Here is a 23,725-nt window from a genome sequence, read left to right as displayed (position 1 = left end):
GAGGTCGCCCCGGTGGGCGGCGGTTCGTCATGCTCTCGTGGTCCCCGGCAGGGGTTCGCTCACAGGGGGGACCCGGACTCGATCCACCGCTCGCCTGCCGGGCCGGGCACCAGATGTTCGGCGGTCGGGTGGTCTCCCTGCCGTACCCAGGGGGCCGTACGGCGGGGCGGGGGCGCGGGGGCGGCGGTGCGCAGGCGGAGCGCGCAGACCAGCGCGCAGATCTCCTCGGCCGTGGGAGCTCCGGCGATGACTTTGATCTCGTTCACATCGGCGGGTTTCCGTGCTTGCGGTACGGCGGGGGCACGTGCTTGGCGCGCAGCAGCTCCAGCGCCCTGATCAGCCGGGCCCGGGTGTCGCGGGGGTCGATGATGTCGTCCACCAGGCCACGCTCTGCGGCGTGATAGGGGTGCATGAGCGTGCGCCGGTACTCCTCCACGCGCCTGATGCGCTGCCGTTCGGGGTCGGGGGCGGCGGCGATCTCCCGCCGGAAGATGACGTTCGCCGCGCCTTCCGCGCCCATCACCGCGATCTCGTTCGTCGGCCAGGCGAAAGACAGGTCGGCGCCGATCGAGCGGGAGTCCATCACGATGTACGCACCCCCGTACGCCTTGCGCACGATCACCTGGACGCGGGGCACGCTGGCCGCGCAGTAGGCGTACAGCAGCTTGGCGCCGTGCCGGATCACCCCGCCGTGCTCCTGGTTCACCCCGGGCAGGAAGCCGGGCACGTCCACCAGGCTGACCAGGGGGATGTTGAACGCATCGCACATCTGGATGAAGCGGGCGCCCTTCTCCGACGACCCGATGTCGAGCACGCCCGCCAGGTGAGCGGGCTGGTTGGCGACGATCCCGACCACGTGCCCGCCGAGCCGGGCCAGCCCGCAGATCAGGTTCTGCGCCCAGCCCTGATGGAACTCGAAGAACTGCCCGTCATCGACGACCTCCTCGATGACCGCCGTCATGTCGTAGCTCTGCGCCGGATCACTGGGCACCAGATCGATGAGCGCGTCGTTACGCCGGTCGACCGGGTCGGTGCAGGCCACGGCAGGGGGCAGCTCCTGGTTGTTGGGCGGCAGCATCGACAGCAGGAACCGCACGTCCTCCAGGCACGCCTGCTCGTCGTCGTAGACGAACCCGGCCACCCCGGAGCGGGTGAAGTGCGCCTCCGCCCCACCCAGGCCTTCGCGGGTGATGTCCTCACCCGTCACCGCCCGCACCACATCGGGGCCGGTGACGAACATCTGCGCGGTGCCCTGCACCATGAACACGAAATCCGTCAGCGCCGGGGAGTAGGCGGCCCCGCCCGCGCACGGGCCGAGCATCACGCTGATCTGCGGCACCACCCCCGACATGCGCACATGCCGGCGGAAGATGCCGCCGTAGCCGGCCAGCGCCGTGACCCCCTCCTGGATGCGTGCGCCCGCGCCGTCGTTCAGGCCGATCAGCGGCACCTTCGCCGAGGCGGCCAGGTCCATCACCTTGTGGATCTTCTCGGCGTGCGCCGCGCCCAGCGCGCCGCCGAAGATGCGGAAGTCGTGGGCGTAGACCATCACGTCCTGCCCGTGCACCCGCCCCCAACCGGCCACGACCCCGTCGGTGTAGGGGCGCCGGTCCTCCAGCCCGAACCCGGTGGCCGTGTGCCGGCGGAACGGCTCCACCTCGATGAACGAGCCCGGATCCAGCAGAGCGTCCAACCGCTCCCGCACGGTCAGCTTCCCGGCGGCGTGCTGCTTGTCGGTGGCCCTCGGGTCGGGTCCCTGGATGATGCCGTCCCGCAACAGCTCGAGCTCGGCGATCCTGTCGCGCATGGTCTCCTGCGGCAGCTGACTCACAGGGCCCGGCGCGGTTCTACTCATACAACTCCCCCGTAGAGAGCCAGTGAAATGCATATCGACTATCCATGCGAGCCGGACATTACGGGGAGTGGTGCGGCAAACCAACCCCTAAGCATTAGGGGTGTCCCGGCGGTGACGGTCTCCCTCTCGGCTCTCATAACGGGAGATGAACCGCGGTTAGCCGCATTTAACGCCGAACAATGGCCGCGCGGCGTTCACCGAATAACTAATCGGCGTCCCGATACAGGCCGACCTGGCGATAGACGCTCTTGAGATAGCCGAGCATGGCGGCGGCGTCGGGCGGGTCGGGCTGGAGCACCCGCCAGGTGACCGCCCCGGCCATCATGTCGATGAGCACATCGAGGTCGGCGTCCGCGGCCACCGTGCCCTCCTGCTGGGCGCGGCGCAGCATGGCCGCGGCCAGCTCGCGGCGGGGCAGCACGTGGTGCTTCCAGTAGACGGCCATGAGCCGCGGGTGGCTGACGGCCGCGCCCATCATGCGGGCGACCAGCGCGCGGAAGGCGGGGCTCGCGGTCGTCTCCGCCGCCGTCTTCAGCGCCCGCTCGACGATGTCCTGCGGCGCGAGATCCCGCACCTCGCCGGGCGTGGGCACCATGTCGGCGCTGACCGTCTGCTCGACGGCCTGCGCGATCAGGTCCTCCTTGGTGCTCCAGCGGCGGTAGACGGTGAGCTTGCCCACCCCTGCGCGCTTGGCGATCTGCTCGATGCTGGTGCCCTCCACACCGCGTTCGATGAACAGCTCGAGCGCGGCGCGCAGGATGGCGGAGTCGGTCTCGGGGTCGCGGGGGCGTCCGCGTCCTCGGGCAGCGGTCACGCGAGTGCTCCGTCCAGCCAACCGGTGATCTCGGCGGGGCCGCCCTTGCAGGCCAGATGGGCGTCCGGGCGTACGAGCATAGCGGGCAGCGTGCGCACCGGCCGCAGGTGCACGACGTGGCCGCCGAGCCGCCGATGCGCGGCTTGGAACGCGTCGTGGCCGCCGAGCACCGCCCAGCGGCCGCGCAGCTCGGCGTGCAGCCGGGTAGAGGTGCCGTCGGGCCGCTCGCAGGCCAGGTCGGGAACACGGTCGCCGGGGCGCGGCCTGCGCCCGCCGCCGCCGAGCGGGCCGCGCCGATAGCTGACCCACAGCTGGGACGTCGTGTACGTGACCCGCCGCTGCACCCACGCGACGTTCATCACCCGCACGATCACCCGGTCGCGCAGGAAGCGGCCGACGGGCCCAGAGGCGATGTTGACCTTGGTGGTGGCGGTGCTGCCGCGCAGCACCTGAGTGGCCAGCGGGCGCCGCTCGGCCTCGTAGGTGTCCAGCAGGCGCTCCCCGGCCCTGCCCTGCACGACGAGCGCCAGCTTCCACGCGAGGTTCTCGGCGTCACCGATGCCGGTGAGCATGCCCTGGCCGCCGAACGGGGCGTGCACGTGCGCCGCGTCCCCGGCCAGCAGGACGCGCCCGCGGCGGTAGGCGTCGGCGAGGCGGCGGTGCACCCGGAACAGCGACGCCCACGACGCGTCGAGCAGCCGGATGCCGCTCAGCCCCGTCCGCTCGGGAAGGATGCGGGCCATGCGCTCGACGATCCGCTCCTCGCCCGGCTTGTCCTCGGTGAACGCGGGGTCGTAGGCGAGCAGCCGCCACTGCCCGCCGGGCATGGGCATGGCGCCCAGCATGCCCTGCGGGTGCACCCAGCCGCTGGTGCCCGACCTGTCGAGGGTGGTGTCGAGTGTCGCGTCGACGAGCAGGAAGCGCTCGCTCAGCTTGACGCCGGGGAAGCCGATGCCGGCGAGCTTGCGCACGGTGCTGCCGGAGCCGTCACAGCCGGCCAGCCAGCCCGCCCGCAGGCTGCGGCCGTCGCTGAGCACGGCGGTGACGCCGCCCGCGTCCTGCTCGGCCGCGACCAGCCCGCAGCCCCACTCCGGCCGCACGCCCAGCTCGGCCAGGCGGTCGCGCAGGCGCGCCTCGACGCGGGCCTGGGAGATCACCATCGGTGGAGCGGCGGTGTCCAGCCCGGGATCGCCGAACCGGATGCGCATCACGGGGCGCTCGCCGGCGTACGTCGTGATCGTCATCGCCCTGACCGACTCCTCCGGCAGGCCGCTCAGCGCGTCCAGCCGGTCGAGCACCTCCGAGCCGCGCGCGTGCACGAAGTTGGCCCGCGACGTGGTGGCGGGGCCGGGCGCCCGGTCGATCACGCGTACCGAGACGCCGTGCTGGCGCAGGGCGATCGCCAGGGCCAGGCCGACCGGCCCGGCTCCCACCACGAGGACGTCGGCGTCCATGGCCACCTCATTAATAAACGGAACGGTCTCGTAAACAAAATAGACGCGAGGCGCCGCGCTGTCCACGACGGGTTTTCCGGACCCGCGATGGCCGGCTATCGGCGCCCGATCGACGAGCTGTCGATCGAGGCGGACGGCGTCAGGTCGTGATCGCCCAGTCCATGAGCGCCTGCAACGTCACCGCGCCCAAGAGCTGCCTGTCCTCCACCACCGCCACCACCGGGCTGTGCGTGCGGGCCATGAGCGCCGCGACCTCCAGCATGGTCGCGTCGGGATCGGTGATCGGCAGCTCGCGCGGCTGCTCGGGCAGGGCGTCGCGCACGGTGCGGTCGGCCAGGGAGCGCAGGAACCGGTCGGCGTGCGCCTCGTCCACGACGCGCGTCAGCATCGGGTCTTCCATGCAGTACGCGGGCACCGCCAGCCGCAGCACCTGGGTGCCCGGCAGAATGCTCAACAGGCGCCCCCGGCCGTCGAGCACGATGAGGCCCGGCAGCCGCTGCTCGGACAGCAGCCTGGCGGCCTCGTGCACCGAGGTGTCGAGCGTGACGGTGGGGAAGGGCGCGGTCAGATCGCGGGCGCGCATGGGGGCCTCTCAGAATCGACGTTCAACGGTATCGCCGACCAGACTTCCCGGCACACCGCCCATGAACGTACCAAGACGCACCCGCCCGCGCCGCCGAACGTGAAAATCACCATCAGCACAATATCCCGATACCGGAAACAGTATCGAGATATAGTCCCGGCGTGAGCGACCGCCAGGGGAGACCGCTCGACGAGGTGACGGCGCGGGCGAGGATCAGGGACGCCGCACTGGCCGAGTTCGCCGAGCGCGGCGTCAAGGCGGCCAGGCTGCAGGACATCGCCGCCGCTGCGGGCGTGTCCGTGGGCCTGGTCCAGCACCACTACGGCACCAAGGACGGTCTGCGCGACGCCTGCGACGCGTACGTGCTCGCCCGGCTCGTCGAGCGCGCCAAGGACGAGACCGCCGAGCCGGACCCGGGCGGCCTGGCCGCCCTGTACGACACCAGCGAGCCGATGGCGCGCTACCTCGCCCGCGCCATGGTCGACGGCAGCCCCGCCGCCGACGCCTTCTTCGAGGGCGCGGTCCGGGTGACCGAGCAGTTCCTGACCGCCACCTGGCCCGACCGCTTCCCCGCGGGCTCGGCCAGGACCCGCGACGCCGCCGCCGTGATGAGCGCGATGCACGCCGGCACCATCGTCCTGCACCGCCACCTCACCTGCCGGTTGGGCGTGAACGTGCTGTCGGCCGAGCACGCCGGCGCGATCGGCGCCGCCATGGCCGACGTGTACGCCGCGATGGGCGACTTCGTCCGCTCGGAGGCCGGCCGCCGCCTCGCCTGAAGGCGGCTGGACGTCGGCGAGCACGGTGCTGTTACCGTAGGTCGCGGTGTGCCGGGAAGTCTGGTCGGCGGATGTCCAGTTCCGAGTGACCGACCGGAGGTCCGTTCCCCCCATGCTCCTGACCGCGTTCGCCGCCCTGCTCCTGCTGGCCGTGCTGCTGTCCAGCCTCGCCCACCGCACGATCCTGTCCACGGCCGCGCTGTTCCTGGTCGCCGGATTCGTGCTCGGCGACGGCGTGCTCGGCGTGATCTCGCTGACGGCGGCAGATCCGCTGGTGGCCACGCTGTCGGAGCTGGCGCTGTTCGCGGTGCTGTTCACCGACGGCATGCGGGTGGGCTGGCAGGACCTGCGCAGCGCGTGGCGGCTGCCGGGCCGTGCCCTGGGCTGGGGGCTGCCGCTCACGCTGGTCATCACCGCGGTCGGCGCGCACTACCTGCTCGGGCTCGGCTGGATCGAGTCGCTGCTGGTCGGGGCGATCCTGGCGCCCACCGACCCGGTCTTCGCCGCCGCGCTGGTCGGCAACGAGAAGGTGCCGCCCCGGCTGCGGCAGCTGCTCAACGTCGAGTCCGGCGTCAACGACGGGCTCGCGCTGCCGTTCGTGCTGGTGTTCCTGGCCATCGCCGCCGGCTCGCACGACCTGCACCTGGGCGAGCTGGCGCTGGAGCTGGGCCTCGGCGTGCTGATCGGCGTGGCCGTGCCGTGGCTGGCCATCAAGCTGGAGCAGACCCGCTGGTTCGCCGCCTCCACGCAGTACGAGCCGCTCAACGCCCTGGCCATCGGCCTGCTCGTGCTCGCCATCGGCAAGGCCACGCACGGCAACCTGTTCCTGGCCGCCTTCTCCGCCGGCATCACCGTTGCCACCTTCGGGCCGCGGCAGCGCGAGTCGTTCGAGCACTTCGGCGAGCTGATCGCCGAGGTGTTCAAGCTGGCGGCGCTGCTGGTGTTCGGCGCTCTCATCACGCCGTCCCTGCTCGCGGTGGGCTGGCAGGGCTGGCTGTTCGCCCTCGGCGCGCTGGCGCTGGCCCGTCCCATCGCGATCTGGGTGTCCTTCCTGCGCGCCGGGCTGTCGCTGCGCGAGCAGGCCGCGGTGGCCTGGTTCGGCCCCAAGGGCTTCGCCTCCGTGGTCTACGGCCTGCTCGTGCTGGCCTCCGGCATCACCGCGGCGCCGCAGGTGTTCCAGATCGTGGCGGTGACGATCGTGACCTCGATCCTGCTGCACTCCTCCACCGACATCGTGGTCGCCCGCTGGTTCGACGACGAGCGCGGGCTGCCCGCCTGGTACGGCGTCGCCAGAAAGATCAGGGGGCCGAAGGCGAAGGCGTGACGGGCCGCTAAGCGGTGATGCGGGCGACGGCGGCGGCGACGCCGTCCTCGGCGGCGACCCGCTCGCCCAGCGCCCGGGCGGCGGGCGCGAGCGCGGCCGCCGACTCGATGGCGGCGGCGAGGCGGGTGGGGGAGAGGCGGCCGGTGAGCGGCGCCGGCGCGATGCCGAGCCGGTGCAGGTGCCGGGCCCAGAACGGCTGGTCGCCCAGGAAGGGGCGGATCACCTGCGGGACGCCGGCGCGCAGCGCCGCGGCCACCGTGCCGACGCCGCCGTGGTGCACGACGGCCGCCACGCGCGGGAACAGCCACTCATGCGGAGCCTCCTCGACCACCAGCACGTCGTCCCCACCGGCCGCGCGGCGCAGCGCGCCCCAGCCGGTGGCCAGCACCGCGCGCCGCCCGGCCAGCCGCACCCCCTCCAGCACCGTGCGCGTCAGCGCTTCGGGATCGCCGCTGAAGGAGCTGCCGAACCCGACGTAGACCGGCGGGTCGCCGCCGTCGAGGAAGCGGGCCAGCGGCTCCGGCGGTGGCCGGTCGTCTCCTGGCAGCGTCCAGAAGCCGGTCGGCCGGGCGGACGCGGGCCAGCCGGCGGGCGCGGGAAGCAGGTGCGGGCTCCATGCGTGCAGCACGTCGCCCGCCGCGACCAGCTCGGACATCGGCCGTGACCGGGCGGGCAGGCCGAGCGCCTCGGCCCGCCAGCGGCGTACGGTGCCCCGGTGCGGCGCTTCGACGGCGGAGGCGACGCGCCAGGTCGCCCTGTTGAGCAGGCGCGGCACGCGGACGGGGAAGATGGGCGAGGGGAAGGCGGAGGTGGGCAGGTAGAGCGGCAGCAGCAGGCCGGCGACGGCCGGGACGCCGAGCTTCTCGGCGAGCGAGGGGCCGCCGAGCGCCTTGGGGTGATGCACGACCAGGTCGGCCGGATGCGCGGCGAGCGCCGCCTGGTCGGCGAGCAGGCGGCGCAGCATCGGCTGGAGCGAGCGTGCGGCGGTGACGGCGGCGCGCACGCCCTGCCCGCGTACGGTGTCCTGCAGCGCGAGCAGCGCGTCGTCGAGCCCGGCGAACTCCACGCCGCGCGCGGCGGCGAGCGGCGCGAAACGGCGGGGCGCCGCCAGCAGCGGCCGGTGGCCGGCGGCCCGCAGCCCCACGGCCAGCGCGAGGAAGGGCTGCACGTCGCCGCGGCTGCCCACGGCCAGCAGCAGCGCTCTCATCGGCGCTCCTTGAGCGCGTCCCACTCGTCGAGCAGCCGCGGGAAGCGGTCCATCATGAACGCGTACATGTCGCGCATGAGCTCCAGCCGCCGCCTGCGGGCCGGGTCGTCGCCCACGGCGCGCAGGCCCTGCTCGGCCAGGGCGCGGAAGCCCTCGAACTCGGCCAGCTTCGCGCGGAAGGCGCGCAGGAAGACGTCCTCGGCGAGGCGGTAGCGGTCACGCCGCCCGCCGCGCACCCGGAACCGCTCGATCAGGCCCGCCTGCTCCAGCTGCCGCAGGGCGACGCTCATGCTGCTCTTGGCCACGCCCAGCGCCTCGGCCAGCTCCGGCGCGTCGGCGCTGTCGGCCTCGGCGGCGAGCAGCCAGCCCATGACGCGGCCCGACGTGCGGCTCAGCCCGAGCCGCTCGTAGAAGAGCCCGGCGCTCTCCACGAACTCATCGACGCTCATCCATCGATACTATCGGTTTGTTCGGACTGTGCCGAACAAACCGATCAGAAGGTGGCGATCGGGTTGACCGGGCTGCCGGAGACGCCGGCGAAGCGGACCGGCGCGACCGCGAGCTGGAAGTCCCACTGGCCGAGCTCGGCCGCCGTCGCCGTACACGCCTCCAGATCGCAGTTGTCGAGCAGCCACAGGCCCATGGCGACCAGGCCGACGGCGTGGACCGGCATCAGCACGTCGGCGTACCCGGACGGCTGGACGTCCTGCGGAGTGTCGGCGCCGATCAGCGCGACGTCCCGCTCGTGCAGCCACGGCAGGCAGGCCGCATGCCAGCCCGCCTGCTCGTACCCGCCCTGCGGGCCCGCCTCGTGCCGGAGGCGGCCGCGCCCGGTGCGCAGCAGCACCGCGTCGCCCGGACGTACCCGCACCCCTTGGCGGCGCTCGGCCTCCTCAAGGTCCTCGGGGAAGACGCCCTGACCCGGCTCCAGCCACGGCACCCCGCGCACCGTGGCGACGTCGAGCAGGACGCCGCGGGTGACGATGCCGAGCGCCGCGGCCGTGACCGCCGCCCACGCCGACCCCTTGTCGGCGTCGACCAGCTCGTGCGGCCGCCCGTTGTACATCGCGCCGTCCCAGAAGATGTGGCACGGCGCGTCGAGGTGGGTGATCGTGTTGCCGTGGAAGATGAGGCCGAGCCGCTCGGTGGAGAAACCCCAGCGCCGGTCGTTGCGGAAGGTGGGCGACGGCATGTGCTCGGCACCCGGCATGTCGGCGGCGCACGGGCAGGCCGTCGTCGCCCGCTCCATCTCTTCCGGTACGGCGACCTCCCAGGCGCACGACACGCTCCTGCCGTGCCGCACCGCACGCGCGGCGGCCAGGCGGACGTCATCGGTGATGTGGTTGAGCGTGCCGAGCTGGTCGTCGTCGCCCCAGCGCCCCCAGTTCGACAGCGTGTCGAAGTAGCCGAGCACGTCGTCCTGGGCGGGTGTCTGTCGCTGCATCGGCTCCTCCGGGCGTACGGGCTGGGGTCAAGGGCACGCTACCCCGCTACGGCCGGGTTCGAGCGGCGACCGGCGTGCCGGGAAGGATGTCGGCGAGGCGGACGTCCTTGCCGGTGAGCGCCGACGTCACGAACCCGGTGACGAAGGGGACCCGGCTGAGCGCGAGCACCACGCGCCGGATGCGCAGGTCCGACCGCGACGAGGGCAGGAACCAGCGCGCCAGCGAGCGGGCGTTGCGCTGCCGCTCCTCGACCACGGGCCGCCACATCCGCTCGAATCCGGCCGTGGCCTCCTCGATCGACGGCGCGTGCGCGAGCCGGTCGGCCAGCACGTACGCGCCCGCGATCCCGAGCGATGCGCCCTGCCCGGCGAGCAGCGACACGGCGTAGGCGGCGTCGCCGAGCAGCACGGTACGGCCCGAGCTCCAGCGCGGCGTCTCGATCTGCGCGACCTGGTCGTAGTAGATCTCCTCGGCCGGCGGGATCTGCTCCAGGGCGCGCGGCGTCACCCAGCCGAGACCGGCGTAGGCGCGCCGGATCGCCTCCCGCGGATCGTCCGGCAGCGCCGGGTCGGCGCTGCGGTGCACCAGGAACGTGGCGACCCGGCCGTTGCGCAGCGCGTAAAAGCCCATCTGCCGGTCGGCCGAGTCGGTGAGACAGAACGCGCGCCGGGTGGCGGCGTGCACGTCCGGCGCGTCGAAGGTGAACGCCGCCGTGTGCAGCCCCAGGTAGCGCAGGTAGCGCTCCTCGGGACCGAACACCAGCCGGCGCACCGTCGAATGGATACCGTCCGCGCCCACCAGCAGATCGGCCTCCAGCGCGGCCCCATCGGAGAGCGTCACCGCCACCCCGCCCGCCCGCTCGTCCACCCCGGTCAGCGCCACGCCGTAACGCACCTCGACCTCGGCCGGAAGGTGCTCGGCCAGCACCGCTTCGATGTCGGGACGCATGAGGCTCAGCAGCCGGCCGCGCGCGAACCCTTTTGTACGGAGCGTGGCCCGGCGGCGGCCGTCCTCGCCGACCAGGTGCCCTTCGGGATAGTCGTAGGCCGCCCGCTCGAACGCCGGCAGCAGCCCCATGGCCTCGACCGCCTCCAGCCCGGGACCGAAGAAATCGATCATGTAGCCCTGCGGTCGGGGCCCCGGAGCCCGTTCCACCACCACGACCTCACCGCCCAGGGCGGCGAGCCGGTGGGCCAGCGCCAGACCGCTGATCCCGGCTCCGGATATCACGGTTCTCATGGGCGCTCCTCCTCGGGGGCGGCGGAATCAGGGGCGGCGCCAGGGGCGGCGTGAGGTGTGGTGGTGGCGTTGGGCGTGGCGGTAGCACGGGGTGTGGCGGGTGCGGCGGGCTCGGAGGCCGTGGCGAGCAGCCTGCGCAGCACCGCCGAGGCGCCATCGGCCTTCAGCCCCAGGCCCCGGTGCAGCATCAGGCCGTCCACGCAGGCCGCCAGCACGGCGGCGGTCCCGTACGGGTCGGGCACGCCGTGCCGCTCCAGCGACTCCCCGAACCGCTGCCGGAACTCGGCGACCAGCTCGGCGATCCGCTCACGCAGCTCGGCGTCGCGGGTGCTCGCCAGATACGCCTCGACGAACAGCAGCGAGGTGGGGTCGGTGCCGGTGTACTCCTCGATCGAGCCGAACAGCACCTCGATCGCCGCGCCGGGCGGCGGTGCGCTCGCCAGCAGCTCGTTCATCTCGGCGAGCAGAGCCCGCATCCGGCCGACCGCGGCCTCGTTCAGCAGGCTCGCCAGCGAGGGGAAGTGGTAGTGCACCACGCTCGGCGTCACCCCGGCCCGCTCGGCGAGTATCCGCGTGCTCACCGCCGTCCATCCGCGTTCGGGGATGAGCTCGGCGGCCGCGTTGAGCAGCCGTTCCCGGACCGCGCGCCCGCGCTCGGCCGCAGGGGAGGCCATGGCTCCCTCCAATCAGGGCGATCGTCCTGTACGACTGCCCTGATACTACGCGCGCGTTCCCGCCGCGCTCAAGACGACCCTGATTCCTGGCCGCGTTCCAGCAGGAAGCGGCGTACGGGAGAGTCGTAGGCGGCGCGCAGGTGCCGCCGGAGAACCTGTTGGATCTCCGGCGGCACCGGCGAGCACCCGGGATCAGGCGCCCGGCCGCGAGGCGAGAGGCCCGCGCGCGACCGGACGGTCACGCCGCCTGAGCCTTGGCGCGCCTGCGTTCCCGCAGGGTGCAGGCCAGGCGCACGGCCACGGAGCGGACGGCCTCGATGGGCAGGTTCGACGGCACGAACATCTGGCTCTTCAGCCGGGCCATGTGCTGGTGCTTGACGACGGACGGGCGCAGCCGCGACTCCCACTCGGTCAGCGCGGCGCCGAGGTCGCCGGGATGCCCCCGTAGAGCCCGGCCGAGCTCGGCACCGCCCAGCAGACCGAAGGTGGCGCCCATGCCCGAGTACAGGTTCAGGCACCAGGCCGCGTCGCCGACGAGCACCACCCTCCCCCTGCTCCACGTGGGCATCTTCACCTGATGCACCGAGTCGAACAGGAAGTCAGGCGTCTCCTCCAGGGCGTCCAGGGCGTGCCGCACCACGGGGTCGTCCAGGTCGGAGAACACCTCGCGCAACCGCGCGATCCGGTCGGCGGCGAACTCCGCCTGGACGTCGTCGGTCCGGTACGTCAGCAGCACGGTCGGAGGCCGGTCGGCGAACCCGAACACCCACACCGCACGCCCCGCCCGCGCGACCGTGACGCTGTCGGACTCCCCGAACGACGGGACCTGCTCCTTGAGCTGGAACGCGCAGATCATGGCGTGCCAGTCGGTCATGAACTCCTCGTGCGGTCCGAAGACCATGCGGCGCACGTTCGAGCGCAGCCCGTCGGCGCCCACCACCAGGTCGAAGGTCTCGCTGCGCAGCGCCCCCGTACGGGTGTCCTCCAGCAGCACCCGGACGCCGCCGTCGAGCTCGTCGATCCCGACCGGCTTGGTGGCGAACCATACGGGGATGGGCTCGTCCGTCCCGCCTCCGCACACGCCCTCCCAGAGCGCGGCCTCGATGTCGCCGCGGACCACCGCGGCGGGGTCGCCGGGCTGATGCAGGAACCCCAGCCCGGGTTCGAGGCCGCCGCGCCGGTTGAGCGACCACGCCTTCCCGCCGCCGGGCGGGTTGCGGGTGTGCAGGTGGCCGGAGATGCCCAGATCCTCGGCGGCCTGCCTGCCCTCGGGCATGAGGCCGATGAAGTAGCCGCCCCTGCGGCGTTCCGGGGCCCGTTCGGCGATGACCGGCTGCCATCCCGCCTGCCGGAGCCCGATCGCCGCGGACATGCCGGCGATCCCGAGCCCGACGACCAAAGCGCGCTTCGGCATCATGTCTCTCCTTTCTCCGGACTCTCTCGGACTCAGTCGGGGACGATGACCGCGCGGGTGCGCCCCTGGTGCGCCCACGCCTCGCCGACGCGGCTCAGCGGATAGGCGGTGTACGGCACCTCGAACGTGCCGTCGGCGAACCGCGCGATCATCTCGGGGAACTCGGTGATCAGGTCGGCCTTGGAGACCGAGCCGAGTCCGCTGCCGGTGACCCGGAACCGCCGGCTGCGCAGCAGCTCCGATGGCAGCGCCGCCTCGTTCCCGGCGAGCGAGCCGATCTGCACGTACGAGACCGTCTCGTCCTCGTTGCCGGGGCGGAAGGCCGACAGCGCGGCGAAGGCGGCCTCGGCCACCCAGCCCCACACGAAGTCGAGGATCAGCGCGGGCTGCGCGTCGGCCAGCACGGGGGCGAGCACCGCGCGCGCGTCCTCCTGGGAGATCGGGACGGTGACGGCGCCGAGTGCGCCCAGCCGGTCCAGCGACTCGCGGTCGCGTCCGGCCGCGATGACCTGCTTCGCGCCGAGCGCCAGCGCCGCCCGCGCGGCCAGGCCGCCCGACATGCCGGTGGCCCCGAGCACCAGCACCGTGCCCAGCGCGCCCGTCTCCCTGCGGTGGGCGGTCAGCGGCATCCAGCCCGCCGACGCGGGGTTCATGCCGGCGGCGACGGCGAGCGGGTCGGCCCCTTCAGGGACCTCCACCTCGAACGGGGTGACCATCGACTCGGCGAACGTGCCCCAGGGCGCACGGGGGAGGCCGGTGTAGACCAGCCGCCCGTCCTGCGTCCTGGCGACCGCGTCGATGCCGGGGACGATCGGGAACCCCTTCCCGCTGCCGTAGTGGCGGCCGGTGGCCATGCCCCGGACGACGTGGTGCAGGCCCGCGCCCACGAGCCTGACCGGCGCGCGGCCCGGGTGCGGCTCGGGGTCGGGGAAGTCCGCGCACACGGGGGCGGCTTCGGGGGATTCGATGACGGCAGCACGCATGACAGCGCCTCCTGAACTAAGTTCAATTCCGACGGCCTCAACGATGCCCTGAACTTTGTTAAGGTGTCAAGCGTGGCGAAGGGCATCACTCGGGAGCGGATCGTGGCGGCGGCCCTCGACCTGCTCAATGACAAGGGCATGGACGCGCTCACGGTCAGGGCGCTCGCGTCCCGGCTCGGCGTGGGGGCGCCCGCGCTGTACTGGCACGTACGCAACAAGCAGGAACTGCTTGACGAGATGGCCACGTTCGTCATCCGCCGGGTGATCGAGGCGCTCGGGAAGATCGATCACGGCGCCGGCTGGCGCGAGGGCCTGGCCGCGTACGCCCGCGTCCTGCGCGCCGAGTACCTGCGCCACCGCGACGGCGCGCGCATCTTCAGCGGCACCCGCTACGTCGACCCGGAGGTGGTGCGGCAGAAGGAGTCCTGGCTTGAGCTGCTGACCGGGGCCGGTTTCTCGCTGGCCGAGGCGGACGACGCGCTCGATGTGATCACGGCGTTCGTGGTCGGCTTCGTGATCGAGGAACAGGAGCGCCGGCGGCCGGACGACGACGGCGACCGCTATTCGGCCGAGGAGCGCGACAAGTGGCTGGGGGAGGGCGTCGAGCTGGTCAAGGCCGCCTTCCACCTGCGCGACGACGGCGACCAGCGCTTCGAACGCCAGCTCGGCGTGGTGCTCGACGGCTTGGAGTCCCGCCTCCGCTGACCGCTACCCGGCGGGGGTGAAGCGCACCGGCAGCGAGCGGATGCCGTTGGCGAAGGTCGAGCACAGGTACTCCGGCGGGCGGCTGCTCGGGATCGTCGAGGACGTCGGCCAGCCGCAGGACCCGGCGGCGGTCCTCGTCATCGGGGAAACCGATCACGTCGGCCAGCACCGCGATCGCGAACTCGGCCGCGACGTCCCGCGCGAAGTCGCACTCGCCCTTCCCGGCCACCCGGTCGAGGACCTGCCCGCACAGCGCGCGCACGCGGCCCGCCCGCCGCGCGACGGCCTGCGCGGTGAACGCGCCGTCGATCAGGCCGCGCAGCTCGCCGTGCGCGGGCGGGTCCAGGCTGACCAGTGTCCGGCCCCGCCGGTCGGGCTGCTCGTCGACGAAGGCCCCGTCGCGTTCGGCCGAGAACGACGGGTCGCGCGAGACGCGCACCACGTCGTCGTAGCGGGTCACGACCTAAAAGTGCGGCCGGTCGGGACGGCGATGCAGGAAGACCGGGTCCTCGCGGCGCAGCCGGGCGAAGAACTCGTGCGGCGCGCCGAGCAGGAACGTGCCCGGGTCGGTGAGATCCACTGAGCCATGGTGGCATCCGCCCCGGGCCGAGCGCGAGTGCCGAGATCGCCGGCTCAGGCGTGAAGCACGGGCATCACCACTCGGCGAAGGAGCCGTCCGCGTGCCGCCACGTCGGGTTGCGCCAGCGGTGGCCGCGCTCGGCCGCCCGCTCCACCTCGGCCTCGTCGATCTCGATGCCGAGCCCGGGCCGGGTGGTGCGGGTGGCGTACCCGCCGGGGAAGGTCAGCGGCTCGCGATCGACGAGGTAGTCCAGGACGTCGTTGCCCTGGTTGTAGTGGATGCCGACGCTCTGCTCCTGGATGAGGAAGTTCGGGACGGCGAAGGCGAGCTGCAGGCTGGAGGCCAGCGAGATCGGGCCGAGCGGGCAGTGCGGGGCCATGCTGACGTCGTACGTCTCGGCCATCGCGGCGATCCTGCGGACCTCCGAGATGCCGCCCGCGTGGCTCACATCCGGCTGGGCGACCGCGATGCCGTGCCCGATGACGTCGCGGAAGTCCCACCGTGAGAACAGCCGCTCGCCGGTGGCCAGCGGGATGGAGGTGCTGGCGGCGAGCGCGGAGAGGTTGCGCGAGTGCTCGGGCAGCACCGCCTCCTCCACGAACAGCGGCATGTACGGCTCCAGCAGCGGCAGCAGCCGCCTGGACATGGCGGTGGTGGCCCGGCCGTGCAGGTCCACCACCAGGTCGTTGTGGTCGCCGATGGCCTCGCGGACGGCGGCGACCCGCTGGACGACCTCCATGGTGCGGGCCGGGGTGTCGATGGCGGTCAGCTCGGCCGAGCCGTTCATCTTCACGGCGGTGAACCCGGCCTCGATCTGCGCCTTGGCCTGCTCGGCGACCTCGGAGGGACGGTCGCCGCCGATCCAGGCGTACATGCGGGCCTTGTCGCGCACCGGCCCGCCCAGGAGCTGGTGCACGGGCAGCCCCGCGGACTTGCCGGCGATGTCCCACAGCGCCTGGTCGATGCCGGCGACCGCGCTGGACAGCACCGGGCCGCCCCGGTAGAAGCCGCCCTTGGTGAGGACCTGCCAGTGGTCCTCGATGCGCAGCGGGTCCTGGCCGACGAGGTAATCGGCGAGCTCGGCGATGGCGGCGCGGACGGTCTCCGCCCGGCCTTCGACGATCGGCTCGCCCCAGCCGGTGACGCCCTCGTCGGTGCGGATCCGCAGGAACAGCCAGCGTGGCGGGACGAGGAAGGTGTCCAGAGAAACGATCTTCATGGGGTTCCGTTCCTAAGAGGAGGTGGTGGAGATGCTCCAGCCGCCGTCGACGTTGAGGCAGGCTCCGGTGATGAACGAGGCGTCCGGCGAGGCGAGGAACGCGACCGCCGCGGCCACCTCGTCGGGTGTGCCGAAGCGGCCCGCCAGGGTCTCTGCGAGGGTGGCGTCGCGGCCCGCCTCATCGATGCCGTCCCAGGCGGGGGTCATGATCGGGCCGGGGACGACGGCGTTGACGCGGACGCGCGGCGCGTACTCGACGGCGAGCTGCCTGGCCAGCGACTGCAGCCCGCCCTTGGCGGCGGCGTACGGCGCGCAGCCGGGGATGCCGGTCTGGGCGTGCACCGACGAGGTGATGACCAGCGCGCCCGAGGTCTCGGCGAGCAGCGGGCAGAACGTCCGCGCGGCCAGGTACGCGGCCTTGAGCGAGACGTCGATCTGCAGGTCCCAGTCCGCCTCCGGCATCTCGTGCGCCGGACGCGCGGGCACCACCCGGCCGGGACCGTTGGCGTGCAGCACGTCCAGGCGGCCGAACCGGTCGCGCACCTCGTCCAGGGCGGCGGCCCAGTCGCCGGCGGAGGCGACGTTCAGGTGCACGTACGCGGCCCGCTCGCCGATCGACGCGGCCACCTCGCGGCCGGGCTCGTCGGCGATGTCGGCGAGCAGCACCCGCGCGCCCTCGGCGGCCAGGCGGCGGGCGGTGGCCGCGCCGATGCCCGACGCGGCGCCGGTGACCAGGGCGGTCCTGCCGGTGAAGCGGTCGCTCATCGTCCCTCCGTGAAGATCCGGTTGGCGGTGACCTGCAGCGTCACGTCGTCCCACATGGGGTGGTGCGGGGCGGCGTTCGAGCACACGACGGTGCCCCATGCGCCGGTGTCCCTGGCGTGGCGTACGGCGTCCAGGCAGATCCCGGCCCCCACGGGCCCCTCCTCGAACGTGCCGCGCAGCGGGGTGTAGCCGACCCAGCCCTCGCCGAACACCAGCGGGAGGTCCCGGGCGGCGGCCCAGTCGGCGGCCACCTCGATCCACAAGCGCAGCTTCTCGTCCATGCCGTAGCGGTAGGCGGCGTACCGGTCGTACAGCCAGCGGTCGAAGCGGGCCGGGTCGCACCAGTCGTGCAGATAGACCTCGCGCGGCGACACCACCGTGGCCGCCGTCCGCCACTCCTGCTGCGGCCCCCACTCCGCCACGTCGGGCGCGTCCGGACGCAGCAGCTCGCGGCGGGCGCGCTCCTGCGGGAACGGCCGGGACGGATCGCGCAGCGCGAACGTGCCGACCAGCTCGTCCAGCACGCCGTAGACGTAGGGGTGGAAGACGGCGACGTCGATGTTCGCGGGGACGCCGCGCAGCTCGCCGTGGGGCACGCCCGCGTAGTTCACGGTCGCGGGCACGTCGGGATGCCGGCACTTGAACGCGTCCAGCGCCTTCTCCAAGTACGGCCGCAGCCCTGGCACCGGTGGCTCGCCCGGCGGCAGCGCCTCGGTGAGCCAGGAGGCCTGGACCTCGTTGTGCAGCTCCACGAACGCGATCTGCTCGGCCAGCCCGTGCCCGGCCACGAAGTCGACCAGGCCGGCCAGCGCCTCGGCCAGCGCGCCCGCCCGCCGCTCCGGCGGCACCGCGCGCAGCGCCTCGTACCAGGCGGGATCGGCCAGGAAACTCGAGCTCTGCTGGTACTCCCAGGAGGAGACGATCACCTTGCAGCCGTGCCGCCTGGCCGCCTCGAACAGCGCCAGCAAGTGGGCGCGGCCGTCCAGCGTCGCGCTCGCACGCAGGTCGTACCAGCGGGTGCCGAGGCCGTAACCGCGCCCGAAGGGGGCGAAGGTCAGCGCGGAGGTGTCCAGCCCCGACCCGAACAGCAGGTACGGCATCGCGCAGATCCGGACCGTGTTGTAGCCGCGTGCCACCGCCTCGTCGAAGGCGCGGTCCAGATCCTCGAACGGCTCGCCGGGCCCGGTCCTGGCGTACCAGGAGAAGTCCCAGAGCGTGATGGTCAAAGTGGACAACAGGTCGGCTCCCTCAGGATCGGCAGGTGAGGTGCCCGGGTACGGGACTCGACGAGCAGGATGCCGCCCTGCCTCGTACGACGTCAAGAAAAAGTATGATTAATGTTCTCACTAGTATGCTCAGCTGACTCGGGCATGGGTGATCATGAGGGCGGTGGCAGGGAGTGCGGGCGTGGCATGATTCCGCCATGACGGAGATCGGGAGATCCGGCGCGCACGACCGGGTGGTCAGCAGCCTCGGCACGGCCATCGTCAACGGCGACCTCCTCCCCGACGACGACCTCGACGTGGCAGAGCTGCAGGAGCGCTTCGCGGTGAGCAGGACCGCCGTACGCGAGGCGCTGCGCGTGCTGGCCGCCAAGGGCCTGGTCGGCGCCAGGCCCCGGCGCGGCACCTTCGTCGCGCCCCGCGAGCAGTGGGCGCTGCTCGACGCCGACGTGCTGCGCTGGCGCTTCGCCGACCGCGTGGACGAGCGGTTCCTCGACGAGCTGGGAGAGGTGCGGCTGACCGTCGAGCCCGCCGTGGCGCGCATGGCGGCCCAGCGCCGCACCGACCGCGACCTCGCCGACCTCGAGGACGCCCTGGCCGCCATGCGAGCGGCGGCCGGCGGGGCCACCGGTGATCACGTCGAGGCCGACCTGGCCTTCCACCACGCCCTGCTGCGCGCCGCGCACAACGAGCTGATGACGCAGATGGCCAGCGCGATCGAGGCCGGGCTGCGGCTGCGCGACCAGTTCGTGCACGCCACGCTCACCAGCGAGTCCACGGACAAGCACGCCGAGGTGCTGCTCGCCGTGCGCAAGCAGCGGCCGAAGGCGGCCGAGACCGCGATGCGGTCGCTCATGGAGCGCTCGATCGCGGACGTCGAGCTGGCCAAGAAGATCCACGGCGAGCAGACGGCCCGCTGACCGCCGAGCCCGCGTTCCCGCGCTCTGTCGCGAGCGCCGAGCCCGCAACTCCGCGCCCTCGCGCCGGACCCGGTCATAGCGTCTTGTTCACCCGTCCGATGGCCGTCGACCGGCCATATCGACCAGGCGTCTGGCGCGGGCGGCCAACGCCGCCATGTCGCCGTCCGCGCACGCGTCGCCCAGCAGCGGCGAGCCCATCCCCACCGCGCGCGCCCCGGCCGCCAGGTAGGCGGGCACGTCCTCGATGCCGATGCCGCCCGTCGGCACCAGCGGGATCTGCGGCAGCGGCGCCCGCACGTCCTTGATGTAGCCGGGCCCGCCGGCCGCACCGGCCGGGAAGACCTTCACCATGGCGGCCCCCTGCGACCACGCCTGCACGATCTCCGTCGGCGTGAACGCCCCCGGCAGGACGGGCACGCCGAGCCGCCGCCCTTCCGCGATCACCTCGGGCAGCACGGCCGGGGTGATGAGGAAGCCCGCACCCGCGTCCACGGCCTTGCGCGCCGAGGCGGCGTCGAGCACGGTGCCCGCCCCGACCGCCACGCCCTCAAGCCCGGTGGCCCGGCGGATCGCCTCGGTCGCGCCGGGGGTCGGCATGGTGACCTCCATCGCCCGCAGGCCGGACCCGGCCAGGGTCTCCAGCGCCGCGTCGAGGTGGCGGGCCTCGGCGGCCCTGATGATGGCGATGACGGGCAGCTCCGCCAGCGCCTCATCAAGCGTCGTCATGATTCCTCCAAGGTGAGCCTGGGCATGGGGACGAGGCTGACCGAGCGCAGCTCCAGCACGGAGCCGCCGGGATAGGAGCCGGGCCGCACCTGCGGCGAGACGTACACGGGAGCGTCCTCGCGCAGCGGCAGCAGCCGGATCTCGATGCCGTGCTCCAGCACCGCGTCGCGGAAGCGGCGCAGCCCGATCTCCCAGGCGGGGCCGTACCAGAACTGGTCGGCCACCAGGCGGCCGCCGATGTAGGCGCGGCCGACGTCGCCGACCCAGTCGAGCCGCAGCAGCACCTCGTCATCACCGGTCAAAGCCTCGCGCGGGACGGTGACGTGGTAGACGGCGGCCTGCTCGAAGTCGGTGTCGGCCGGCGCGGACGCCCGCCCTGACCTGGGGTCGATGACCGGTGCCCGGGCCGGGCCCGCCTGCCTGATCTCCTCCACCTTGGGCTCGGGCGGCTGACCGGCCGGAGCCGGCGCGGGCAGCAGGCCGAACACGCCGTCCGTCCGCGTCGCTGAGGCGGGCGCGGGGTAGATCCGCACCTCGGACGAGCCCCGCCCGTAGACCGTCAGCCGGTCGTCCTCGATCACGACCGGCCGCTCGCTCAGCACCAGCCGGTGCGCGCCCCACAGCCGGCCCGCCGCCGCGTTCAGCGCACGATCGGCGTCCAGGACGAGGACGGCCGCACGGCCCCCGGAGGCGTCGCGGATCCGCAGCAGGCATCCGGTGCCGGGCGCGAGATCGGTGACCACGAGGCGGTCGCCGTCGCGCTCCGCCGTCGCGGGGCCCTCGACCTCGCTCACGGTGGCGGCGTCGAAGACCAGCTCAACCGGGATGCCCGCCGTCTGGCAGAAGACGTGCACCGGCTCGTCGCCCGCCAGCACGCCCATGGGCTGCGCGGTGGCGGTGAGCAGCGTGGCGCCGCCGACCGGGCGGGCCAGCGGCCAGGCGAAGTACGCCCCGGAGGGCACCGTCACCGGCTCGCGCGGGACGACCAGCTCGCGCCCGCCCAGCTCGACCGCGAACCGCACGCCCTCGTGCGCGGGCAGGGTCTCGACCGGCTGGTGGTTGTTGACGAACAGGAACCCGGAGCGGCCGTCGGAGCGTACGCACCAGCGCAGCGTCCGCCGGTCGGCCGTGTCGGCGGGGGCGTCGGGCGGCATCACCAGCGTCATGCCGGCCAGATCGGGGCCGTCGCTCGCCAGCCACAGGTGCTGCCGCCGCAGGTGCCGATAGGAGTCGCGGACCTGGCCGTACTCGCCGAGCGGCGCCTGGAAGTCGTAGGTGATGACCGGGCAGTCGTTGGGGTAGCCGGTGGCGTGCGACTCCTGCAGCGTGGACAGCGCGCCGATCTTCTGCGACGCCCCGTGGTACATGTAGTAGCCCTGCCACACCGACCCGCTGCCCAGCTTCACCAGCGCCAGCGCGGCGATGTCGGCGGCCTGGATGATCGGCCTGCGGTGGTAGGAGGTGTACATCCCGCCGCCCAGCTCGCAGGTGGCGAACGGGTAGCGCGCGAGGTGGCTCTCGTCCGACCCGGTCACCGCCGTCGTACGCAGGTCGGCCCCGATGGAGTCGTCGTCGCGGCCGGGGCCGAAGAAGTAGTGCGCCCTGCTCTGCTGCGGCCAGCCGTCGTGCGCGGTGTCCCACGCCGCCTCCGGGTAGCCGCCGAACAGCGGGATCACCTCGTCCGGCGGCAGCCGCGCGTGCCCCCAGCCGGTCGCCGTCCACAGCGGCGCGTCGATGCCCGCCGCCTCGGCCATGCGCTTGAGCGTGACGAGGTGGCCCGGCCGGTCGTGCAGCTCGTTCTCCACCTGCACCGCCACCACCGGGCCGCCGTGCGCGCGGGTCAGCCCGGCGAGCTGCGCGCCGATCTGCTCGAACAGCGGGCGCACCAGGTCCAGGTAGCGTGGGTCGTCGGTACGCGGCTCGCAATCGGCCCGCAGCACCCAGTCGGGGAAGCCGCCGTTGCGCGACTCGCCGTGCGCCCACGGCCCGATCCGCACCACCACGTCAAGGCCGAGCTCGGCGCAGGTGCGTACGAACCGCCGCAGGTCACGGTCGCCGCTCCAGTCGAAGACGCCGCGGCGCTCCTCGTGCAGGTTCCAGAAGACGTACGTGGCGACGACCGTCACCCCGCCCGCCCGCACCTTCAGCAGCTCCTCCCGCCACTCGGCCACCGGGTAGCGGGCGTAGTGGAACTCGCCCATGATCGGAAACCACGGCCTGCCGCCCCGGCTCAGGTGGCGGGAGTTCACGGTGATCGCGTCCGGCCCGCCGGGCGGGTCGCCCAGCCGCAGATGACCCTCCACCGGCGGGGGGATCTGGCGCGGGACGCCGAGTCGTCGCACAGCTGCACCTTTCCTCATGGCCGGACGACCGCCGCCGTACGGTACGACGACTGATCGAAAAAATACTACTAGTCGGGCTTGCGGATGTCGGCGGAGTCACGCCGAGCAGCGACCAGTACAGGTAGCCGCGCACGTTCACGCCGTCGTCCATCGCGGTGGCGGGCGAGCCCGTCCTGGCCTGCTTCGCCTCGACAGGACGCGACCCCGGCCAGTTCGGGCCCGACGCCGACGTCCCGCACGCCGGCAGGCGCGGCGGCGGTGTGGTCGATGCGGCGCTCGTCGTCGCGGGTGGCGAACCCGTTCTCGGTGACGATGAGCGGGGTGCCGCGCCCCAGCTCCCACGAGTGGCGCAGCGCGTTGCCGGGCGAGGCCGGGTAGTACTCCCAGCCGAGGAGGTTCGTCTCACGCCCTCGGGCACCTTCACCGGACCGTCGGGGCCGATCACCGTACGCGAGTAGCTCTGCACGCCGATGAAGCCGTCGCCCGCGGCGGCCTCGGTGAAGAAGTCCTCGCGGTAGTAGCCGTACGCGTGGGCCACCTCCTCGGCGCCGGGCAGCGCCTGGAAGTCCTGTGTGCCGATGGTCCACCCGGACCGCAGCCCGCCGCGCCCGGCCAGCACCTCGCGCGCGGCCTTGTGCGCGCGGACGAGCACCTCCGCCACCTTGACGTCGGGCTCCGGCAGGCGGGCGGCGATCATCTCGACGGCCTCCCAGTCGCGCAGCAGGCAGAGCATGCTCGGCTCGTTGATCGTGCACACCCAGGTGACGTCGTCGAGGACCGGCAGCCGCCAAGTCCTACATCCGGAGGTTCTTCGCGTAGATCCAGTCGAGGCCGTCCTCGCCGGTGGTGTCGAGGTGTTCGGCGCGGGTCAGTCCGGCGCGCGTCGCCACGCGCTGGGAGGCGGTGTTGGCGGGGCGGACGCGGGCGATGACGGGCAGGTCGGGGACGCGTTCCGTCACCCAGCCCACCACCGCGGCCGCGGCCTCGGTCGCCACGCCCCGGCCCCATGACGCGGCCTCGAAGCGGTAGAAGAGGTTCAGGACGTCCGCGCCGTCCAGCTCCATCCGCTTGGTGCCGCAGAAGCCCAGCGTGCCGCCCGATTCGCGGTCGCGCACCACCCAGTAGCCGTAGCCGTACCGCTGCCAGTGTGCGTCCCAGCGCTGGCAGAGCTCCACCGCCTCCTCACGCCCGGTCAGGGCGTCGGAGGAGTTGTGCAGGCAGGTGCCGGGGTCGCTGTGCACGGCGAAGATCGCGTCGACGTCGTCCGGGACCGGCCGCCGCAGCGACAGCCGTGTGGTCAGCAGTTGCTCGCTGGGGTTGGTCATGTGGTGATCGTAGGTGCGCACCTGCGGGGTCTACGCGGCGGGACCGCCGGGCTCGGATCCTCCGCCCCGGCCACTCCCGCCCCGCTCCTTCCGCGCGTCGGCGTCGTCGCTGCCCCGCACCCTCCCTACGCCTCGGTGCCGTCGAGCAC

Annotated in this window: 23 protein-coding genes; 5 read left to right on the top strand and 18 right to left on the bottom strand. The window is 73.1% G+C overall.

Going from position 1 to position 23,725, the window contains the following annotated elements:
* Positions 1–59: 59 nt before the first annotated feature.
* From AB0K67_RS38565 to AB0K67_RS38545, 5 genes are all read right to left on the bottom strand, one after another.
* Positions 60–266: an acyl-CoA carboxylase epsilon subunit gene (locus AB0K67_RS38565; RefSeq protein WP_364070048.1), complete on the bottom strand. Its 207-nt coding sequence runs from the start codon at positions 264–266 to the stop codon at positions 60–62.
* Positions 263–1,807 carry an acyl-CoA carboxylase subunit beta gene (locus AB0K67_RS38560; protein ID WP_364070074.1) on the bottom strand — a complete coding sequence of 515 codons (1,545 nt, stop codon included), beginning with the start codon at positions 1,805–1,807 and terminating at the stop codon, positions 263–265. Before AB0K67_RS38560 ends, AB0K67_RS38565 begins: the two co-directional genes overlap by 4 nt.
* A gap of 253 nt (positions 1,808–2,060) precedes the next feature.
* Positions 2,061–2,669, bottom strand: a complete 609-nt coding sequence (locus AB0K67_RS38555) for a TetR/AcrR family transcriptional regulator (protein ID WP_364070046.1) — start codon at positions 2,667–2,669, stop codon at positions 2,061–2,063.
* Positions 2,666–4,189, bottom strand: a complete 1,524-nt coding sequence (locus tag AB0K67_RS38550; protein ID WP_364070044.1) for an FAD-dependent oxidoreductase — start codon at positions 4,187–4,189, stop codon at positions 2,666–2,668. The genes AB0K67_RS38555 and AB0K67_RS38550 overlap by 4 nt, the downstream gene beginning before the upstream one ends.
* A gap of 73 nt (positions 4,190–4,262) precedes the next feature.
* Entirely contained in the window at positions 4,263–4,706 is a 444-nt protein-coding gene (locus tag AB0K67_RS38545) for a CBS domain-containing protein (RefSeq protein ID WP_364070042.1), read from the bottom strand.
* Positions 4,707–4,867: 161 nt separating this feature from the next.
* Between AB0K67_RS38545 and AB0K67_RS38540 the strand changes: the two genes are divergently transcribed.
* Together AB0K67_RS38540 and AB0K67_RS38535 are read left to right on the top strand one after the other, a co-directional pair.
* On the top strand, positions 4,868–5,485 hold the full coding sequence (locus AB0K67_RS38540; RefSeq protein ID WP_364070040.1) for a TetR/AcrR family transcriptional regulator: 618 nt from the start codon (positions 4,868–4,870) through the stop codon (positions 5,483–5,485).
* Between the two features lie 112 nt (positions 5,486–5,597).
* Entirely contained in the window at positions 5,598–6,809 is a 1,212-nt protein-coding gene (locus AB0K67_RS38535) for a cation:proton antiporter (RefSeq protein WP_364070038.1), read from the top strand.
* A 7-nt stretch (positions 6,810–6,816) separates the two neighbouring features.
* On the opposite strand, the gene AB0K67_RS38530 is transcribed toward AB0K67_RS38535, so the two are convergent.
* The 7 genes from AB0K67_RS38530 to AB0K67_RS38500 all read right to left on the bottom strand — a co-directional run bounded on the left by AB0K67_RS38530 (position 6,817) and on the right by AB0K67_RS38500 (position 13,771).
* On the bottom strand, positions 6,817–8,016 hold the full coding sequence (locus AB0K67_RS38530) for a glycosyltransferase (RefSeq protein WP_364070036.1): 1,200 nt from the start codon (positions 8,014–8,016) through the stop codon (positions 6,817–6,819).
* Complete coding sequence (locus AB0K67_RS38525) at positions 8,013–8,465, bottom strand: MarR family transcriptional regulator (RefSeq protein ID WP_364070034.1); 453 nt, start codon at positions 8,463–8,465, stop codon at positions 8,013–8,015. Before AB0K67_RS38525 ends, AB0K67_RS38530 begins: the two co-directional genes overlap by 4 nt.
* Before the next feature lie 44 nt (positions 8,466–8,509).
* Positions 8,510–9,460, bottom strand: coding sequence for a cyclase family protein (locus AB0K67_RS38520; RefSeq protein ID WP_364070032.1), 951 nt, complete (start codon positions 9,458–9,460; stop codon positions 8,510–8,512).
* Positions 9,461–9,506: 46 nt separating this feature from the next.
* Positions 9,507–10,700 (bottom strand): FAD-dependent monooxygenase, encoded by a 1,194-nt coding sequence (locus tag AB0K67_RS38515; protein ID WP_364070030.1) that lies wholly within the window; start codon positions 10,698–10,700, stop codon positions 9,507–9,509.
* Positions 10,697–11,374, bottom strand: coding sequence for a TetR/AcrR family transcriptional regulator (locus AB0K67_RS38510; RefSeq protein WP_364070028.1), 678 nt, complete (start codon positions 11,372–11,374; stop codon positions 10,697–10,699). The genes AB0K67_RS38515 and AB0K67_RS38510 overlap by 4 nt, the downstream gene beginning before the upstream one ends.
* Before the next feature lie 238 nt (positions 11,375–11,612).
* Positions 11,613–12,791, bottom strand: coding sequence for an FAD-dependent monooxygenase (locus AB0K67_RS38505; protein WP_364070026.1), 1,179 nt, complete (start codon positions 12,789–12,791; stop codon positions 11,613–11,615).
* A gap of 29 nt (positions 12,792–12,820) precedes the next feature.
* On the bottom strand, positions 12,821–13,771 hold the full coding sequence (locus tag AB0K67_RS38500; protein WP_364070024.1) for a hypothetical protein: 951 nt from the start codon (positions 13,769–13,771) through the stop codon (positions 12,821–12,823).
* Between the two features lie 72 nt (positions 13,772–13,843).
* On the opposite strand from AB0K67_RS38500, the gene AB0K67_RS38495 reads away from it, so the two are divergent.
* Positions 13,844–14,476 (top strand): TetR/AcrR family transcriptional regulator C-terminal domain-containing protein, encoded by a 633-nt coding sequence (locus AB0K67_RS38495; RefSeq protein ID WP_364070022.1) that lies wholly within the window; start codon positions 13,844–13,846, stop codon positions 14,474–14,476.
* A gap of 16 nt (positions 14,477–14,492) precedes the next feature.
* The gene (locus tag AB0K67_RS38490; RefSeq protein WP_364070020.1) at positions 14,493–15,059 is read left to right on the top strand and encodes a hypothetical protein; all 567 of its coding nucleotides are present in this window, start codon (positions 14,493–14,495) and stop codon (positions 15,057–15,059) included.
* Between the two features lie 70 nt (positions 15,060–15,129).
* Here the strand turns inward: AB0K67_RS38490 and dgoD are convergent, their stop codons facing one another.
* The 3 genes from dgoD to AB0K67_RS38475 are packed head-to-tail and all read right to left on the bottom strand — an operon-like array spanning position 15,130 to position 18,275.
* The gene (gene dgoD / locus AB0K67_RS38485; protein WP_364070018.1) at positions 15,130–16,275 is read right to left on the bottom strand and encodes a galactonate dehydratase; all 1,146 of its coding nucleotides are present in this window, start codon (positions 16,273–16,275) and stop codon (positions 15,130–15,132) included.
* A 12-nt stretch (positions 16,276–16,287) separates the two neighbouring features.
* Positions 16,288–17,040 (bottom strand): SDR family oxidoreductase, encoded by a 753-nt coding sequence (locus AB0K67_RS38480; RefSeq protein ID WP_364070016.1) that lies wholly within the window; start codon positions 17,038–17,040, stop codon positions 16,288–16,290.
* Positions 17,037–18,275, bottom strand: coding sequence for a cellulase-like family protein (locus AB0K67_RS38475; RefSeq protein ID WP_364070014.1), 1,239 nt, complete (start codon positions 18,273–18,275; stop codon positions 17,037–17,039). The genes AB0K67_RS38480 and AB0K67_RS38475 overlap by 4 nt, the downstream gene beginning before the upstream one ends.
* Before the next feature lie 188 nt (positions 18,276–18,463).
* Here AB0K67_RS38475 and AB0K67_RS38470 point away from each other — a divergent pair, with 188 nt between their 5' ends.
* A complete protein-coding gene (locus AB0K67_RS38470) occupies positions 18,464–19,183 on the top strand; it encodes an FCD domain-containing protein (protein ID WP_364070012.1) in 720 nt (239 codons plus the stop codon).
* 87 nt (positions 19,184–19,270) lie between these two features.
* On the opposite strand, the gene AB0K67_RS38465 is transcribed toward AB0K67_RS38470, so the two are convergent.
* The 3 genes from AB0K67_RS38465 to AB0K67_RS38455 form a co-directional block, all read right to left on the bottom strand.
* Positions 19,271–19,909 (bottom strand): bifunctional 4-hydroxy-2-oxoglutarate aldolase/2-dehydro-3-deoxy-phosphogluconate aldolase, encoded by a 639-nt coding sequence (locus AB0K67_RS38465; RefSeq protein WP_364070010.1) that lies wholly within the window; start codon positions 19,907–19,909, stop codon positions 19,271–19,273.
* Positions 19,906–22,251, bottom strand: a complete 2,346-nt coding sequence (locus AB0K67_RS38460) for a beta-galactosidase (protein WP_364070008.1) — start codon at positions 22,249–22,251, stop codon at positions 19,906–19,908. Before AB0K67_RS38460 ends, AB0K67_RS38465 begins: the two co-directional genes overlap by 4 nt.
* 794 nt (positions 22,252–23,045) lie before the next feature.
* Positions 23,046–23,576, bottom strand: a complete 531-nt coding sequence (locus AB0K67_RS38455) for a GNAT family N-acetyltransferase (RefSeq protein WP_364070006.1) — start codon at positions 23,574–23,576, stop codon at positions 23,046–23,048.
* Positions 23,577–23,725 lie beyond the last annotated feature (149 nt).

Origin of the sequence: Nonomuraea sp. NPDC052634 (genome assembly GCF_040678535.1) — a bacterium.
In the GTDB taxonomy this organism is placed as follows: Bacteria; Actinomycetota; Actinomycetes; order Streptosporangiales; family Streptosporangiaceae; genus Nonomuraea; species Nonomuraea fastidiosa.
This window is presented reverse-complemented; position numbering and strand designations above follow the sequence as displayed.